Origin of the sequence: Sphingomonas sp. MA1305 (genome assembly GCF_016107325.1) — a bacterium.
Taxonomy (GTDB): domain Bacteria; phylum Pseudomonadota; class Alphaproteobacteria; order Sphingomonadales; family Sphingomonadaceae; genus Sphingomonas.
Genome location: NZ_RCVT01000008.1, coordinates 49,982 through 65,888, shown reverse-complemented (window position 1 = coordinate 65,888; position 15,907 = coordinate 49,982). Strand labels below are relative to the sequence as shown.

The window sequence follows — 15,907 nt, the reverse complement described above, 5'->3', positions numbered from 1 at the left end:
CTGACTTGAAGGAATACAGTCATGACCAAGGGTATCGAAGGCAAGGTCGTTCTCATCACCGGCGGCAGCACCGGCATCGGCGCGGAAACCGCGCGGCTTCTCGCGGAACGCGGCGCGAAGGTGGCCATCGCCGCGCGGCGCAAGGACAGGCTCGACGAGGTCGTCGCGGACATCGCCGCAAGCGGCGGCACGGCACGTAGCTACGCGCTCGATGTCACCAACAAGTCGGCGGTCCAGTCCGTCATCGCCGCAATCGTCGCCGACTTCGGCCGTCTCGACGTACTGATCAACAACGCCGGTCTGATGCCGATCCGTCCGATGGCCGAGGTCAACACCGACGAGTGGGACCAGATGATCGACGTCAATCTGAAGGGCACGCTCTACGGCATCGCCGCGGCTCTTCCCGGCTTCCTGGAGCAGGGCAGCGGCCACATCATCAACCTGAGTTCGGTTGCCGGCATCAAGGTCTTCGCCCCGGGCGGCACGGTCTATTCCGGCACCAAGTTCGCCGTCAGCGCGATCAGCGAAGGTCTTCGCCAGGAGGTGGGCGAGAAGGTCCGCGTCACGTCGATCGAGCCCGGAGCTGTCGAGAGCGATTTGAAGTTCACGACGTCGGGCACTGCTGCCGAGACGGTGCTGGACTTCTACAAGCAGGCCATCCCGGCGGCATCGGTGGCGCGTGCTATCGCGTTCGCTGTCGAACAACCTGATGACGTCGACGTCAACGCGATCGTCATCCGGCCGACCGCACAGCAGTTCTGATTTCGACGAGGAGGCGGGGCCGCGTGTGCTCCGCCTCATGGGGAACGTTCCGGCCCGCTCGTCCGTTACTCTGCCGAATAATGACTGTCGGTTTCACTTGAGGAGTCATTTATGCCCAAACTTGCCCTGTATGTACCACTGAAGGCCAAGCCCGGAAAAGAGCGTGATGTCGCCAATTTCCTGACCTCGGCATTGCCGCTCGTTCAAGCTGAGGCGGGCACTCTGACCTGGTATGCGATCGAGGAAGGTCCCGGTGCGTACGCGATCTTCGATACGTTCGACACAGAGGAGGATCGGCAGGCCCATCTTGACGGCAAGGTTGCCGCCGCACTGATGGACAAGGCAGAAGAACTGTTTTCTGAACCGCCGCAAATTCACAAGTTCACCCTGCTGGCCGCGAAATAGCCGAGCGGTCGGCACCCTAAGCTGCTGTTTGACTGCAGGGTAATGTTCGTGTTTCTATCCGGAATGGGTGGCCCGGCCGTATCGGGAAATGAATAGATGAATATGGCAGGTCATCCGCAATAGTGGATGATCTTGTCTTCTGCACTTATCATATCTCTGAATTTAACGATAAGGCGCCGTTGATGTGTCGCGACGTGACGGCACCATTCGTTCGCGGCAGATTCTTGAGCACATCAATTTGGCGCGTTATTCGGGCGTTCTGGCCCAGTCATTCAGAAAACCGCCGTGAATCGATCCCAGGATAGCCCATGGGAAGGAACCTGTCAGGTAGCAGAAGGTTCAGGAAACTGAGCTCACTTGGAAGGGCGCGATGTCCTCCGTTGCTGCGACGGACCGGGATCATCAGCAAGCTCTCGATTTGATGACGCGTTGAGAAGATCTGCGAAAGGAAAAATCCGTGAAAGCTGTCGTGTACAACGGGCCCAAAGATGTTTCTGTCAATACCATCGATGATCCCAAGATCGAAAAGCAGACCGACGTTATCATTCGGCTGACCACGACCAATATCTGCGGGTCGGACCTTCACATGTATGAGGGCCGTACCAGCTTCGAGAAGGGCAGGGTCTTCGGTCACGAAAACCTTGGCGAGGTCATCGAAGTTGGTGCAGCCGTAGATCGTATCAAGAAGGGCGATCGCGTGTGCATGCCGTTCAATGTCGGTTGCGGTTTCTGCGAAAATTGCGAACGCGGTTTGACGGGTTTCTGCCTCACGACCAACCCTGGAACCGCCGGCGCAGCATATGGCTTTGCCGAGATGGGTCCGTGGCAAGGTGGTCAGGCCGAGTTGATGCGCGTTCCTTATGCGGACTTCAATTGTTTGAAGCTGCCTGAGGACGCTGAGGAGAAGGAGGATGACTATGTCATGCTCTCCGACATCTTCCCCACCGGTTGGCATGGCGTGGAACTGTCGGGTTTCCTGCCTGGCGAAAGCATCGCGATCTACGGCGCTGGTCCGGTCGGCTTGATGGCCGCGCACTCAGCCGAAATCCGCGGTGCCTCTCAGATCTTCGTGGTCGATTCTCACGATGACCGCCTGAAACTGGCCGAGGCGATGGGCGCTATTCCGATCGACATGCGCAAGGGCGATCCCGCCCAGCAGATTCTTGACGTGACCGGCGGCCTCGGGACCGACCGGGGGGTCGAGGCGGTCGGGTATCAGTGTTGCGATCGCCACGGCAAGGAGCGCAGCAATTACACGATGAACTGCCTCGTCAAAAGCACGAAGGCCACCGGCGGAATCGGCGTCGTCGGCGTGTTCATTCCGGAAGACCCGAACGCGCCCGACGATCTCCAGAAGGAAGGCAAGATGGCGTTCGACTTCGGCAACTTCTGGTTCAAGGGCCAGAAGATCGGCACCGGCCAGTGCAATGTAAAGCACTACAACCGGCGACTGATGAAGCTGATCGAGCAAGGCCGGGCCAATCCTGCCCAAATCATCTCGCACCGACTGCCGCTTGATCAGGCACCAGACGCCTACAAGCATTTCGACGAGCGCGATGCTGGCTGGACGAAGGTCGTGCTAAAGCCGGGCACCTGACCTTAGTCTTCGACGGAATAGGAAATAAATTATGACTTTGGAAGGCAAATCGATTGCCATTCTGATCGCGCCCCGCGGGACGGAAGAACCAGAATTCTCGAAGCCCAAGCAAGCTGTCGAGGACGCTGGTGGCAAAGTGACCGTGGTCAGTTTTGAACCGGGCAAGGCTCGCACAGTCAATAGCGATCTTGACGAGGGCGGCAGCTATACTATCGACAAGACGTTTTCCGAGGTCAAAGCCGACGATTTCGACGGACTTGTTGTGCCCGGAGGGACTGTCGGCGCCGACAAGCTGCGCGGCAGCGTCGAGGCAATTGGTTTCATCCGGGCTTTCTTCGATCAGAAAAAACCTGTTGCGGCGATATGCCACGCACCCTGGACATTGATCGAGGCGGGCGTGCTTGAGGGTCGCACCTTGACGTCCTACCCGACGCTGAAGGTCGATATCGAGAACGCCGGCGGTGCATGGACCAATGAGGAAGTCGTGGTCGACAACGGCCTTGTTACCAGCCGCGATCCCAATGATTTGCCCGCCTTCTGTGCTAAACTCGTTGAGGAAATCGCAGAAGGTGTCGGCGCAGCGCCCGCAGGAGGGAATTAACGCGGGGCGTTTCGACGAAACCATGTGAGGGCCCTCTCCCTGGGAAAGATCTGTACAAAGCGAGCGTGGCGGATGGCCGGCGATTGGCCGTCCGCCACGCCGCGTATCACACGAACACGGCGCACCTGACGGGCACTCAAACCCTAACCCGCGTCAACCGCGGTGACACATCGCCGGCTCCCGCTTCCAGCTTCGACCCATTCCAACGTCTGGTCGAGATGCACCTGATCGAACGTGCGTTCGGCCAGATTTACGACCTACAGCGCCGCCTTGAGATAGCGGGCGGTGAGACTGCCTTCCGCTTCCGCAACGACGCCAGGGACGCCGCTGGCAACGATACGGCCTCCATCTTCCCCGGCCCCCGGTCCCAAGTCGATGATCCAGTCCGCCTGTGTGATGGCGCGCATGTCATGTTCGACGACTACGACGGTATTGCCGGCGTCTACGAGGCCCTGCAGGTGTTGCATCAGCCGGTCGCCATCGGAGGGGTGAAGCCCCGAAGTTGGCTCGTCGAGGATGTAGATCGTGTTGCCGCGTTGAGCGCGTTGCAGTTCGGTCGCCAGCTTGATGCGCTGCGCCTCCCCGCCAGACAGCTCGGTCGCCGGCTGACCGAGCCGCAGATAGCCAAGACCGATCTCCCGCAACACGTCGAGAGAGCGCATCACAGATGCCTCGCCAGCGAAGAAATCGCACGCATCGTCGACCGTCAGTTCGAGCACCTGGGCGATATTGCGCCCGTTCCATTCGACTTCGAGCGTTTGCGGGTTGTAGCGAGAGCCATGACAGGTCGAGCACGGGGCAAAAACGCTCGGCAGGAACAGCAGCTCCACCATGACGTATCCCTCGCCCTCGCACACAGGGCAGCGGCCTTGCGCGACGTTGAACGAGAACCTTCCCGGGCTGTAGTGCCGCCGGCGGGCGAGCGGCGTATCAGCGAAGATCCGTCGCACCTGGTCGAACATGCCGCTGTAGGTGGATAGGTTCGAGCGCGGCGTGCGGCCGATCGGTTTCTGATCGACCCGCACCAGCCTGCGAACATGCTCCATGCCTGCGACAATGCGTCCTTCAGTGTCGTTCTGCGCAACATCGAGCAGCGGATCGATATCCTCCTCCTCGGCCACGGGGGAGCCGCCGAGGTGTTCCGTAACGAGCTCGGGCAGCGCCTGACTGACAAGACTGGATTTGCCCGATCCCGAAACGCCGGTGACAGCGGTGAAGCAGCCGATGGGAAACTCGACGTCGAGACCATGGAGATTGTTCCGCCTGATCCCTTCCAGGCGTAGCCATGCCTTGGGATCGCGCGGTGTGCGCTCACTGCGGAGCGGCTCTGCGAACAGGTAGCGGCGGGTGATCGAAGTCTCGACGTCGGCAAGCCCCTCTATCGGCCCGCTGTAGAGGACTTCACCCCCCTTTTCCCCGGCTCCTGGCCCGACATCGACGAGCCATTCCGCGCGGCGGATCACGTCGAGATCATGTTCGACGACGAACAGGGAGTTGCCCGCCGCCTTGAGACGCTCGAGGATAGTGATCAAGGCTTCGCCATCTGCCGGGTGCAACCCTGCCGAAGGCTCGTCAAGCACATAGACCACGCCGAAAAGCTGTGACGACAATTGCGTGGCAAGCCGCAAGCGCTGCAGCTCTCCGGAGGAGAGCGTCGGCGTGCTGCGGTCGAGCGAAATGTAGCCAAGGCCAAGATCGATCAGCGGCTCTAGCCGCTCGATCAATTCGCAGGCAAGGCGTTGGGCGGCGATCCGCTTCTCGTCGGAGAGATTGGGCGTGCGGCGTACGTCGGGCGCGCTCTTGTGCGCAGAGCCGCCCGCCGCAACCCGTTGTTCGACCGCTGCATCGCGAGCCGCTTTTTCCAGAACATGGCCCTTTGAGGGGGCGGAGACCGCCCCATACGCGCCATGCGCGACGGGCATCAGCAAGTCCTTCAGGTTGAGCACCGACAGGTCGCCGAACTCGGCAATGTCGAGGCCCGCAAATTTGACCGACAGGGCTTCGCGCTTCAGGCGCTTGCCGTCGCAGGTCGGGCAATCGCGGCCGATGATATATTGCGAGACGCGCTTCTTCATAAGCGCACTTTTGGTGTTGGCGAAGGTTTCCAGCACATAGCGGCGCGCGCCGGTGAAGGTGCCCTGGTAGCTTGGCTCCATGCGGCGCTTGAGCGCCGTCCGGGTCTGTTCGGGCGTCAGGCCCGCATAGACCGGCACCGTCGGCGCCTCTTCAGTGAAGAGGATCCAGTCGCGATCCTTTTTCGGCAGGTCGCGCCACGGCGTATCGACGTCATAGCCGAGCGAAACGAGGATATCGCGCAGGTTCTGCCCATGCCACGCGGTTGGCCAGGCGGCGATCGCCCGGTCGCGAATGGTGAGGCTGCCGTCAGGAACCATCGTCTCTTCTGTCGCGTCATATACGCGGCCGATGCCGTGGCAGGTCGGGCAGGCCCCCGCGACCGTGTTGGGGGAGAAATCCTCCGCATAGAGCATGGGTTGATGGTGCGGATATTCGCCGACGCGCGAATAGAGCATCCGCACCAGGCTGGAGAGCGTCGTCACGCTGCCGACCGAGGATCGCGCGTTGGCCGAACCGCGCTGCTGCTGCAGCGCGACCGCAGGCGGCAATCCGTCGATCGCGTCGACCTCCGGCACGCCGGCCTGGTCGATCAGCCGACGGGCATAGGGCGCAACCGATTCCAGGTAACGCCGCTGGGCTTCGGCATAAAGGGTGCCGAACGCGAGCGATGATTTGCCCGAGCCCGATATTCCGGTGAACACCACGAAGGCGTCGCGCGGTACATCGACGTCAATATTTTTGAGGTTATTCTGGCGCGCGCCGCGAACCTGCACGCAAGCGGGCGGCCCCGTATGACCATGATCGGTGGCCGGCGTCATCGCGTGAATGTCCTTGCTCTTCAATTCAGTCTTCCTGCCCAATACGCCCGTGCGGCCCGTGGTTCATCACAATCGGGTAACAGATGAATACATTTCCGACGCAATACATCCAACGGTTGTTACCGCATCGCGACGCGTTGCCCATTTGCCAGAGCGCGCGTCATCATGGCCGGGTTCGGGCCATGATGACGGCCGAATTGTCGATCCGGGCGCCTCGCGCCGCTTCGGATCGGCGGGTCAGTAGTGAATGACCGAGCGGATCGACTTGCCTTCGTGCATCAGTTCGAAGGCCTCGTTGATCTCCTCCAGACCCATCGTGTGGGTTACGAACGGGGCCAGATCGATATCGCCTCTCATCGCGTCCTCGACCATGCCCGGGAGCTGTGTCCGTCCCTTGACGCCACCGAAAGCGGACCCCTTCCATACGCGGCCCGTGACGAGCTGGAATGGGCGGGTGGAGATTTCCTCGCCCGCGCCGGCAACGCCAATCACGATCGACTGACCCCAGCCACGGTGCGCTGATTCAAGCGCGGCGCGCATGACGTGGACGTTGCCGATGCACTCGAAGGTATGATCGATGCCCCAGCCCGTCATCTCGATCAGCACTTGCTGGATGGGCTTGTCATGGTCCTTGGGGTTGATGCACTCGGTCGCACCGAACTGGCGTGCCAGCTCGAACTTGGACGGATTGGTGTCGATGGCGATGATGCGACCCGCCTTCGCCTGGCGTGCACCCTGAATCGCCGCGAGGCCGATGCCGCCGAGGCCGAAAACGGCGACCGAGTCTCCGGGCTGGACCTTGGCGGTATTGTGGACTGCGCCGATGCCGGTCGTGACGCCGCAGCCGAGCAGGCAGACATGTTCGGGGTTTGCCTGGGGATTGATCTTGGCGAGCGAGACTTCGGCGACGACAGTATATTCGCTGAAGGTTGAACAGCCCATGTAATGATAGAGGGGCTGACCATTGTACGAAAAGCGGGTGGTCCCATCGGGCATCAAGCCCTTGCCCTGCGTTTCGCGGATAGCGACGCACAGGTTGGTCTTGCCCGACAGGCAGAAGTCGCACTTGCCGCACTCGGCGGTGTAGAGCGGAATCACGTGATCGCCCGGCCCGACGCTGGTGACGCCTTCACCGACCTCGACAACTATGCCCGCGCCCTCGTGGCCCAGAACCACCGGGAAAACACCCTCCGGATCACTCCCCGCTAGCGTGTACGCGTCGGTGTGGCACACCCCGGTGTGCGTCACCCGTATAAGGACTTCGCCTTTCCGGGGTGGGGCGACATCGATCTCGACGATTTCGAGTGGCTTGCCCGCCTCGAAGGCTACAGCGGCGCGAGATTTCATGTTGGGATACCCTCGTTGAGTTAAACCGATTGCTGGTGCGAGGCCGTTGCGTCAGCGCAAATTCGTGGGGGAGCGATCGCTCACTCCCCGGTATGCCGGTCAAACCGTAACGACGACCTTGCCGATCTGGTCGTTCGATTCGAGGAAGCGGTGAGCGTCCTGGATGGCGTCGAGCGGGAAAGTGCGCGCGATCCGCGGCTTGAGCGCGCCCGATTCCAGACCCGCCACGATGAACGCCTTGGCGCGATCGAGGGCGGCATCGTCCGAGACGATCTCGCTGTAGAGATACCCCTTGAGCGTGAGGCTCTTGCCCAGCACGGAGAACAACGGGAACGGCGTCGGTTCGCCGCTGAGCGCGCCATATTCGAGCAGGATGCCGCCGCGTGCCATGCTCTCGGTCAGCGGCTCGAACGACGGGCCTCCGACCGGATCGAGCACCACGCGCGCACCCTGACCATCGGTTATCTCCATCACCCTCGCTACCAGATCCTCTTCCCCGGTTGCGACGACATGATGTGCACCGGCATCGATCAGGGCCTGGCGCTTGGCGCCGGTACGCGTCGTCGCGATTACCGTCGCGCCGACCATCCGCCCAATCTGGAAGGCAGCAAGGCCGACGCTGCTGGAGGCAGCAGTGACGATGACGAAATCGCCCTCGCCGAGTTTCGCCTGCTCCACCAGCGCACCCCAGGCGGTGACATACTGCATCCACACGGCCGCCGCTTCCTCGAACGACAGCGCCGCCGGATGCTTGACGACGAGGCGGGCGGGTACGTTGGCGACCTCGCCATAAGTGCCCCAGCGCGCGATATCGAGCGGGGGGATGACGCTGACGGCTTCGCCTTCCGCAAACCCGGTCACGTCTGCGCCGACCGTAACGACAGTGCCGGCAGCCTCATAGCCAAGGCGGCTCGGGAACTCGGCTTCCTGAAGGTAGGCATGGTTGCGGAACATCACCTCGGCGCGGTTTATGCCTATTGCCTTCACCGCGATCTGCACTTCGTCGGCCGCGGGCGCGGGGACTGCCACATCTTCAATCCTGAGGACGCTGGCGTCGCCATATTCGTGGATACGGACGATGCGGCTCATTGGTAAATCCTTGATTATTGAATGATCGTTCTGTAAGGGAGCGGACCACCAGTTTCAAGATATTATTTATCGATCGTTCCATATCGTGCACCAGAGATGACAGAGACGAAAGCCCGTCGCCGCGCAGGTCGCCCTCGTGTGTTCGACACTGACGCTGCGCTCGACAAGGCGGTGCGGCTGTTCTGGCAGCGCGGCTACGAGGCGACATCGATGGCCGATCTGGTGGCGGAGACTGGCGTCGCCGCCGCCAGTCTCTATGCAGCGTTTGACAACAAGGCGGGGCTGTTTGCGGCGGTGATCGAGCGCTACGCCGCGACGTTCAGCGTCCACCTCTATGCACCCATCAACGATCCGGCGTTGTCCACCTACGAGGCCGTCAAAGACCTGCTGGAACGAGCGGCGTCATCATTCTCGGAACCTGGAACGCCGGCCGGCTGCTTCATGTATTCGGCAGCGGCAGCCGTTTCGCCGGCGTCCGCCGCCATCGAATGCCTGCTGCGCGACAAGCGCATCGCGGCGGAGGCCCTCCTGATCGAGCGTCTGCAACGCGGCGCCGCGCAGGGCGAGCTTGCGGCCAACACCGATCCGGCTGTGCTAGGCAAATTCATCAATACGGTCATGGAAGGCATGTCCGTTCAGGCGCGCGACGGCGCTACGATCAACGAACTGCTCTCCATCGCCAAAATGGCACTCGCTCGATGGCCGGCCGCGATATGATCGTTACATGGTGGTCATCTGCCAATCCGCATCCCGCGACCGAACAGTCGAACTCATCTCATAGGACGAAAGCACATGAAACACGTGACATTGCCCGGCGGGGAAGTGGTTCCTTCAATGGGTCAAGGCACCTGGAAGATGGGCGAACGTGCCGAGCGGCGATCCGATGAGATCGCTGCGCTACGCGCCGGTGTCGAGTTGGGCATGACGCTCGTCGATACCGCTGAAATGTATGGCGATGGTGCGGCGGAAACGCTGATCTGCGAAGCGCTCGGCGACCGTCGTGACGAACTATTCCTCGTCAGCAAGGCGTATCCACAGAACGCATCGCGCTCCCGCCTTGCCGGTGCGTGCGAGGCGAGCCTGAAGCGGCTCGGCACCGATCGGCTCGACCTCTACCTGCTCCACTGGCGGGGATCAGTGCCGCTCGCTGAGACGATAGAGGCAATGGAGGCGCTAAAATCAGCGGGGAAAATTAGGCATTGGGGTGTCAGCAACCTCGATACCGACGATATGGACGAGCTTGTCGCTGCCGGCGGGGATGGCTGCGTGACCGATCAGATCCTCTACAATCTCGTCCGTCGAGGCCCTGAGTTGGACCTGTTGCCGTGGCTCGCACAGCACAAAGTGCCAGTGATGGCGTATAGTCCCGTCGAGCAGGGACGCCTCACAAGCCATCCCGCCCTCGACAAAGTAGCGGCCCAGGTTGGCGGAACCCCTGCGCAGGTCGCACTTGCCTGGACGTTGCGCCACGGTGGACTTATCGCCATCCCGAAAGCGAGTTCGATTGCACATGTGCGGGAGAACCGCGCTGCCGCAGATATCGTCCTCTCCGACGCCGACCTTGCGGCACTCGATGCGGCATTTCCCCGGCCAGCGGGCCGTCGCCCGCTCGAAATGCTGTAGCGTCAGATGGTGACATCCTCTCTCAAAGCAACCGAACGCGAATCGGATCGCCTCGAGGCGTTCATGGACGCGGTGCTTGCGATCGCGATCACCCTTCCTGCGGTGGAGCTGCATGCACCGAAGCCTGAAGAGGGCGATCTCGCAGCGGCGTATCTGAAGCTGGCGCCGGAGTACGGCACCTACGTCCTCAGCGTGATCCTCATCGGCCTCTACTGGGCGCACAGCCATTTCAGCGGCAAGCTGCTGGAGAAGACCGATCACGGCTACAACCTGCTGAGCATCGGCTTTCTGGCTGCCGTCAGCATCACTCCATTTCCCGCCCGCCCGTTGGTCGAACACCTCGGCGGAGATGCGGAGAGCGCCACCGCCACTTTATGGTATCTGGGCGTAGCAGCGACACCGGCGACCTGGTGGTTTCTAAGGTGGGTGTACGCCACCGCCAGAGGTCTTCCCGATCGAAGGCTGACCGACGCTTATCTTCGCCGCCTTACCATCAAATATGGCCTAACCGCCGCTGCCTATTGGGCGGCATTCGGCTTGGCATTCTGGGATTGGCGTGTTGGACTGATCGCCGCGGGGATCCTGACCTTGACCTACATCGTTCCGCCAGCAAAGCCCAGCTACAAGCCAGGCCAAGAACCGGAGAATGGCTGAGACCGGCTATAGACCCGGCACGGCGGATGCTCACATCGGCTAATCAGTCCAGAATCTTGTCGATCGTGATCGGCAGGGACCGCACCCGCTTACCGGTCGCGTGATAGATCGCGTTAGCAATCGCGGCAGCGGTGCCGACGATGCCGATCTCGCCAAGGCCCTTGACCCCGAGCGGGGTCACTTCGGGATCGGGTTCATCGACGAAGATCACCTGGATATCGTGAATGTCGGCGTGCACGGGCACATGGTATTCGCCGAAGTTGTGGTTCATCCAGCGCCCCAGCCGGTGATCGGGGAAGGTCTCCTCGTGAAGTGCCATGCCGATGCCCATCACCACGCCGCCGAGGATCTGGCTGCGCGCCGTCTTCGGGTTGATGATGCGGCCGGCGGCCACCGCATCGACAATGCGTGTGACCCGCACCACGCCCAATTCCTCGTCCACCTTCACCTCCGCGAAGATCGCGCTGTGGGTGTTCTTGGATTTGTGCAGACCCTTCCACATGTCGCCGAACCCGGGCGCAGCGGTGGCTTCCTCTTCGATCGCCGTCAGGTCAGCGGCACGCATCGCATCTCCGAACGGCACCCGGACCGTCGGTGTGTCCTTGAGCACCAGACAGCCGTCCTCGAACAGCACGTCGTCTATCTTCGCTCCGCTCAGCGGTTCACCGGCGATCTTGCCGGCCGCCTTCAAAAGCTTCTTGCCGAGCGCTTGGCAAGCGAGCTGTACCGCCGCACCGGTCGATGCCGCCCCCCACGATCCACCTTCGACCGGGGCGGTCGGCAGGTCTGAGTCGCCCAGCTTGGCGGTGATCTGCTCGGGCGGCAGGCCGAGCGTCTCTGCGGCGACCAAGGTCATCACCGTGTAGCTGCCGGTGCCGATGTCCGACGTCGCGCATGCTACTTCCAGATGGCCGTTGGCCGTGAGCTTCGCGCTCGCAGACGTCTTGGAGAATTGCGCGTCCCACATGCCGGTCGCGCAACCCCAGCCGACCAGCTCCTTGCCATCGCGCATCGAGCGCGGCTCAGCCGAGCGCTCGCTCCATCCGAACGCCTCGGCCCCTTCGCGAAACGCCTCTCGTAGCGCCTTGCTGGTGTACGGCGTGCCATTCATCGCATCGATGGGCGAGTAATTGACGAGCCGGAATTCAAGCGGATCGACCTTGGCGACATAGGCCATCTCGTCAATCGCGATCTCGAACAGCGTCATGCCGGTCGCCGCCCCCGGCGCGCGCATGTCTGCTGATGTCGGTGTGTCGATCTGAGCGACGGTGTATTCAGCGTCGGCGTTCGGGCAGTCGTAGTTCATCAGCCCCCAGGTGACCACGTTCTCCATATTATCTTCGTAGCGCGAGGTGGAGGTGGTCGCCTCGTTGCGGATCGCGGTGAGCTTACCGGTCGTCTCCGCGCCCAAGGCAATACTTTGAACCGCCTGCGGGCGGTAGGCGTGGCTGAACATCTGCTGGCGTGTCATCGTCACACGCACGGAGCGTTCAAGCATCTTTGCGGCGAGCACCGCGAGAAACACCTGATGCTGCGGTCGGAGTCCGGAGCCGAAGGCGCCGCCGACATAGGGGTTGAGCACGCGTACCTTCTTTTTCGAAAAGCCGAACACGCTGGCAAGGTAGGCATGCACCCCCTGCGAACCTTGGGTCTTATCCCACACGGTGATGCTGCCGTCGCCGTGCCATTCGACGGTGGAGCCGAACATCTCCATGGGATTGTGGTGTTCCGGCGCGAGCCGGTAGTCGCCGGACACCTTCAGCGGGGCGTCCGCAAACGCCTGCGCCGCGTCTCCGCGATTTTTCGGCGCCATATAGCCGCTGCGCTTTTTCTTCGGCACGTACTTATCGCCGACCGCAACCTCGAAGTCGGTATTGTGCGCCTCCGCCTCGTAGGCGACCTCGACCACGCTGGCGGCGTAGCGCGCTGCCTCGAACGTCTCGGCCAGCACCAGCGCGATCGGTTGCTGGCTGAAATGGATGCGGTCATCGTAAAGCGGACGGAACGGCGAGCCAGGAATCTTCATCTCGTCCTGGTAGCTGTGGTCGGTCCAGGCAACGTGCGGCCGGTTGAGGTGGGTGATAACCTCGACGACGCCGGGCACAGCGCGCGCGACTTCCTCATCGATGCTGACGATCCGCCCTTTGGCGATCGCGGCCTCGACGATGTAGCCGTATAGCAAGTTCGCCACCGGATGCTCGGCGGCGTAGCGCGCGGTGCCGGTGACCTTCTCGATCCCATCGACGCGGTTGATCGCGCTGCCGATTCCGATTTTCGCTGCGGTAGCCATGATGTCTGTTCCTTAAGCGACGCGCTTGTCGGTCTGCGATTGCGGGGTGGCCTCAGCGGCCTGCTTCAGCGCACGGATGATCCCCTTGCGGGCGAGCAGGATCTTGAAGTCGTTCTCGCCCTGACCGGCCGCGCCGGCGAGAAGGGCGTCGGCGAAGGCGCCGAACGCCTGCGGCGACGGCTGCTGGCCCTTCAGCAGCTTCTCGGCTTCCGTGCTGCGCCATGGCTTGTGCGCGACGCCGCCGAGCGCCACCCGCGCCTCCGCGATCGTGCCGCCTTCGACCCGCATCGCGACGGCTACCGACACCAGCGCAAAGGCGTAGGACAGACGATCGCGCAGCTTCAGGTAGGTGTAGTTGCGGGTAAAATCCTCGGCCGGCAGGTCGATGCCCGTCACCAATTCGCCGGGCTTCAGTGTATTGTCGCGCCACGGCTCGTCGCCGGGCAACCGATGATAATCGGCGATCGGGATCGCTCGGTCGCCGTCCGGACCGGTCACCTGGACGGTCGCGTCCAGCACCGCCAGCGCCACGCACATGTCCGACGGGTGCGTGGCGATGCACTGGTCACTCGCGCCCAGGATGGCATGGATGCGATTGACCCCGCCAATCGCGCCGCAGCCCGAGCCCGGTTCGCGCTTGTTGCAAGGTGTGGCGACGTCGTAGAAATAATAGCAGCGCGTGCGCTGGTTGAGGTTGCCGCCGTTGGTCGCGGCATTGCGCAGCTGGGGGCTGGCGCCGGCGAGGATCGCCGAGGACAGCAAGGGATACCGCTGCTCGACCCGCGCGTCCCACGCAGTGTTGGAGTTCGGCACGAGCGCGCCCAGCCGCAGTCCACCGCCGTCCAGCTCCTCGATTGCGTCTAGCGGCAGGCGGTTGATGTCGATCACCGTCGTCGGTTGATCGACGTTCTCCTTCATGAGATCGATCAGGTTCGTTCCACCTGCGAGGTAGCGGACCTGCTCTCCGCCGCCCGCCTGCACCGCTTCGGCGACACTGGTCGGGCGGGCATAGTCGAAGCGGTTCATGCCTTTTCTCCGATCACGTCGAGCACCGCATCGACGATGTTCGAATAGGCGCCGCACCGGCACAGATTGCCGCTCATCAGCTCGCGGACCTCGTCGCGTGTCCTGGCCTTGCCCTCGTTGATGAGGCCCTGCGCCGAACAAATCTGGCCAGGCGTGCAATAACCGCACTGGAACGCGTCGTGGTCGCAGAAGGCGGATTGCAGCGGATGGAGGTCGCCAGGCTGGCCCAACCCCTCAATCGTCGTGATGTTCGCCCCGTCCAGCGTCACCGCCAGCTTGAGGCACGAGTTGATGCGGCGCCCGTCGACCAGCACGGTGCATGCGCCGCACTGACCGTGGTCGCAGCCCTTCTTGGTGCCGATCAGATCTTCGCCTTCTCGCAGCAGGTCGAGCAACGTCGTCCAGGGCTCGATCGCGCGGGTGCGCGTCTCACCGTTAATCGTCAGCGTGGTTGGCACCGTGCCGATCGGCACGGCGGCGTATGTGGCGGAGTTGACGGCTGTCGGCATGATCGGCGCCTTCATGTTTTGCGTTAGGCCGGGATGGCGATGATGTCGGCGGTGTTTTCCTCGGCAACCCCGTTCTCGCGGTGGCGAAAGGCGGACAGCGCACGATACACCTGCAACCGCGCCCGCATCACCGATCCGAGCGGCCGATGCGCGGCCAGGCTATGCGCGGGCCGAAAGGTCATCACCTCGTCGAAATAGCGCACGCGTGCCGGGCTATAGGCTTCCTGCGCAGGAATGCGGATCGTGGCGACAGTGCGGTACTGGCTGTCCTGCGATGGCCACTCGACCGAGGCGTCCTCGATCGGCTGCGTCTCCGCGTTCGCCCAGAGCTGCACCTTAAGTTCAAACACCGCCTCATGGTCGCGGAAGTAATCGGTCGCGGCATGGCGGAAGCCGTCCTCGTCTTCATGCGGATCGAGCTGCCACTCGCCGAACGCGTCCTGCGCCTGCGACGCCGGCACGGCCCCGAGCTTTGCGACATAGTCGCCGTAGCGCACCGGCGCCTGGCTGAAATAATCGTCGCCGATCGGGTGGCTGAACGGATGGCCGAAGAAATCCGCCTTGGCGTAGGCGGTGTTGAAAAGGCTCAGCACCTTGTTGAAGTTGCGCGCCATCGACGACACCGCGCTCTTGACGCCCTCGGGCATCGGCGTCGCCGCGCCGATCTTCTTCGCATCGCTCAGGAAGCCGGAAGCGGTTCCGGACGGGAACGTCCGTCCCGTGGCAAGGACGAAATCCTGCGTCGGCGCGTCATGCCCGGGCAGTTTTTCACCCTCGACGCCGAACACCTTGATCGCCATGCCGCGGTGCGTCGACACGCGATCGCCCAGCGTCTCGCCCGGGCCCTGTGCAAAGCGGATCGCGACGTCATAGCTGCCCGGCTCGGCGAACAGCCCCTGCGCCAGCTCCGGCGGAAGGTCGTCGGCAATCGTCAGCGTGCCGACGACGCAGGCCGAGCTCTTGGCATGGCTGGCGCGCACGGCGTGCTGCTCGCGCTTCTCGACCACCTCGCTCCGTTGCGTCATGCCCTGGATGATGCCGTCGATCGTTTCCTGCTCGTCGGGCTCGCGCGTCTCGATGTCGTCGCGGTAGCGCAAGTAGGCCATGACG

14 protein-coding genes are annotated in these 15,907 nt (G+C 62.6%); 7 read left to right on the top strand and 7 right to left on the bottom strand.

Translation table 11 applies throughout. The features are described 5' to 3' along the window. Positions 1-21 precede the first annotated feature (21 nt). From D9601_RS19260 to D9601_RS19245, 4 genes are all read left to right on the top strand, one after another. Positions 22-762, top strand: coding sequence for an SDR family oxidoreductase (locus tag D9601_RS19260; RefSeq protein WP_198355635.1), 741 nt, complete (start codon positions 22-24; stop codon positions 760-762). Positions 763-873: 111 nt separating this feature from the next. Further along, entirely contained in the window at positions 874-1,167 is a 294-nt protein-coding gene (locus D9601_RS19255; RefSeq protein WP_037093999.1) for a putative quinol monooxygenase, read from the top strand. A 457-nt stretch (positions 1,168-1,624) separates the two neighbouring features. Beyond that, positions 1,625-2,764, top strand: coding sequence for a glutathione-independent formaldehyde dehydrogenase (locus tag D9601_RS19250; RefSeq protein ID WP_198355634.1), 1,140 nt, complete (start codon positions 1,625-1,627; stop codon positions 2,762-2,764). 31 nt (positions 2,765-2,795) lie between these two features. Beyond that, complete coding sequence (locus D9601_RS19245; RefSeq protein ID WP_198355633.1) at positions 2,796-3,365, top strand: type 1 glutamine amidotransferase domain-containing protein; 570 nt, start codon at positions 2,796-2,798, stop codon at positions 3,363-3,365. Positions 3,366-3,622: 257 nt separating this feature from the next. Here the strand turns inward: D9601_RS19245 and D9601_RS20095 are convergent, their stop codons facing one another. From D9601_RS20095 to D9601_RS19230, 3 genes are all read right to left on the bottom strand, one after another. Then, positions 3,623-6,283 (bottom strand): excinuclease ABC subunit UvrA, encoded by a 2,661-nt coding sequence (locus D9601_RS20095; RefSeq protein ID WP_269769699.1) that lies wholly within the window; start codon positions 6,281-6,283, stop codon positions 3,623-3,625. Positions 6,284-6,496: 213 nt separating this feature from the next. Continuing rightward, positions 6,497-7,606, bottom strand: a complete 1,110-nt coding sequence (locus tag D9601_RS19235) for an S-(hydroxymethyl)glutathione dehydrogenase/class III alcohol dehydrogenase (RefSeq protein WP_198355632.1) — start codon at positions 7,604-7,606, stop codon at positions 6,497-6,499. A 99-nt stretch (positions 7,607-7,705) separates the two neighbouring features. Next, on the bottom strand, positions 7,706-8,695 hold the full coding sequence (locus tag D9601_RS19230) for a zinc-dependent alcohol dehydrogenase family protein (protein WP_198355631.1): 990 nt from the start codon (positions 8,693-8,695) through the stop codon (positions 7,706-7,708). Positions 8,696-8,833: 138 nt separating this feature from the next. Here D9601_RS19230 and D9601_RS19225 point away from each other — a divergent pair, with 138 nt between their 5' ends. From D9601_RS19225 to D9601_RS19215, 3 genes are all read left to right on the top strand, one after another. After that, positions 8,834-9,412, top strand: coding sequence for a TetR/AcrR family transcriptional regulator (locus D9601_RS19225; protein ID WP_332838059.1), 579 nt, complete (start codon positions 8,834-8,836; stop codon positions 9,410-9,412). Between the two features lie 75 nt (positions 9,413-9,487). Then, on the top strand, positions 9,488-10,318 hold the full coding sequence (locus D9601_RS19220; protein WP_198355629.1) for an aldo/keto reductase: 831 nt from the start codon (positions 9,488-9,490) through the stop codon (positions 10,316-10,318). A 6-nt stretch (positions 10,319-10,324) separates the two neighbouring features. Beyond that, entirely contained in the window at positions 10,325-10,972 is a 648-nt protein-coding gene (locus D9601_RS19215; protein WP_198355628.1) for a TMEM175 family protein, read from the top strand. 43 nt (positions 10,973-11,015) lie between these two features. On the opposite strand, the gene D9601_RS19210 is transcribed toward D9601_RS19215, so the two are convergent. The 4 genes from D9601_RS19210 to D9601_RS19195 are packed head-to-tail and all read right to left on the bottom strand — an operon-like array spanning position 11,016 to position 15,903. Further along, positions 11,016-13,262, bottom strand: a complete 2,247-nt coding sequence (locus D9601_RS19210) for a xanthine dehydrogenase family protein molybdopterin-binding subunit (RefSeq protein WP_198355627.1) — start codon at positions 13,260-13,262, stop codon at positions 11,016-11,018. A 12-nt stretch (positions 13,263-13,274) separates the two neighbouring features. Further along, positions 13,275-14,288 (bottom strand): FAD binding domain-containing protein, encoded by a 1,014-nt coding sequence (locus tag D9601_RS19205; RefSeq protein ID WP_198355626.1) that lies wholly within the window; start codon positions 14,286-14,288, stop codon positions 13,275-13,277. Beyond that, positions 14,285-14,797, bottom strand: a complete 513-nt coding sequence (locus D9601_RS19200) for a (2Fe-2S)-binding protein (RefSeq protein WP_232474424.1) — start codon at positions 14,795-14,797, stop codon at positions 14,285-14,287. Before D9601_RS19200 ends, D9601_RS19205 begins: the two co-directional genes overlap by 4 nt. A gap of 23 nt (positions 14,798-14,820) precedes the next feature. After that, positions 14,821-15,903 (bottom strand): catalase family protein, encoded by a 1,083-nt coding sequence (locus D9601_RS19195; protein ID WP_198355624.1) that lies wholly within the window; start codon positions 15,901-15,903, stop codon positions 14,821-14,823. Between the last annotated feature and the right edge of the window lie 4 nt (positions 15,904-15,907).

Coding starts and splice junctions, on each gene's coding strand:
- D9601_RS19215 (WP_198355628.1), top strand. CDS start 10,325: ATGGTGACATCCTCTCTCAAAGCAACCGAACGCGAATCGGATCGCCTC.
- D9601_RS19220 (WP_198355629.1), top strand. CDS start 9,488: ATGAAACACGTGACATTGCCCGGCGGGGAAGTGGTTCCTTCAATGGGT.
- D9601_RS19195 (WP_198355624.1), bottom strand. CDS start 15,903: ATGGCCTACTTGCGCTACCGCGACGACATCGAGACGCGCGAGCCCGAC.
- D9601_RS19255 (WP_037093999.1), top strand. CDS start 874: ATGCCCAAACTTGCCCTGTATGTACCACTGAAGGCCAAGCCCGGAAAA.
- D9601_RS19205 (WP_198355626.1), bottom strand. CDS start 14,288: ATGAACCGCTTCGACTATGCCCGCCCGACCAGTGTCGCCGAAGCGGTG.
- D9601_RS19210 (WP_198355627.1), bottom strand. CDS start 13,262: ATGGCTACCGCAGCGAAAATCGGAATCGGCAGCGCGATCAACCGCGTC.
- D9601_RS19200 (WP_232474424.1), bottom strand. CDS start 14,797: ATGCCGACAGCCGTCAACTCCGCCACATACGCCGCCGTGCCGATCGGC.
- D9601_RS19260 (WP_198355635.1), top strand. CDS start 22: ATGACCAAGGGTATCGAAGGCAAGGTCGTTCTCATCACCGGCGGCAGC.
- D9601_RS19235 (WP_198355632.1), bottom strand. CDS start 7,606: ATGAAATCTCGCGCCGCTGTAGCCTTCGAGGCGGGCAAGCCACTCGAA.
- D9601_RS19245 (WP_198355633.1), top strand. CDS start 2,796: ATGACTTTGGAAGGCAAATCGATTGCCATTCTGATCGCGCCCCGCGGG.
- D9601_RS19230 (WP_198355631.1), bottom strand. CDS start 8,695: ATGAGCCGCATCGTCCGTATCCACGAATATGGCGACGCCAGCGTCCTC.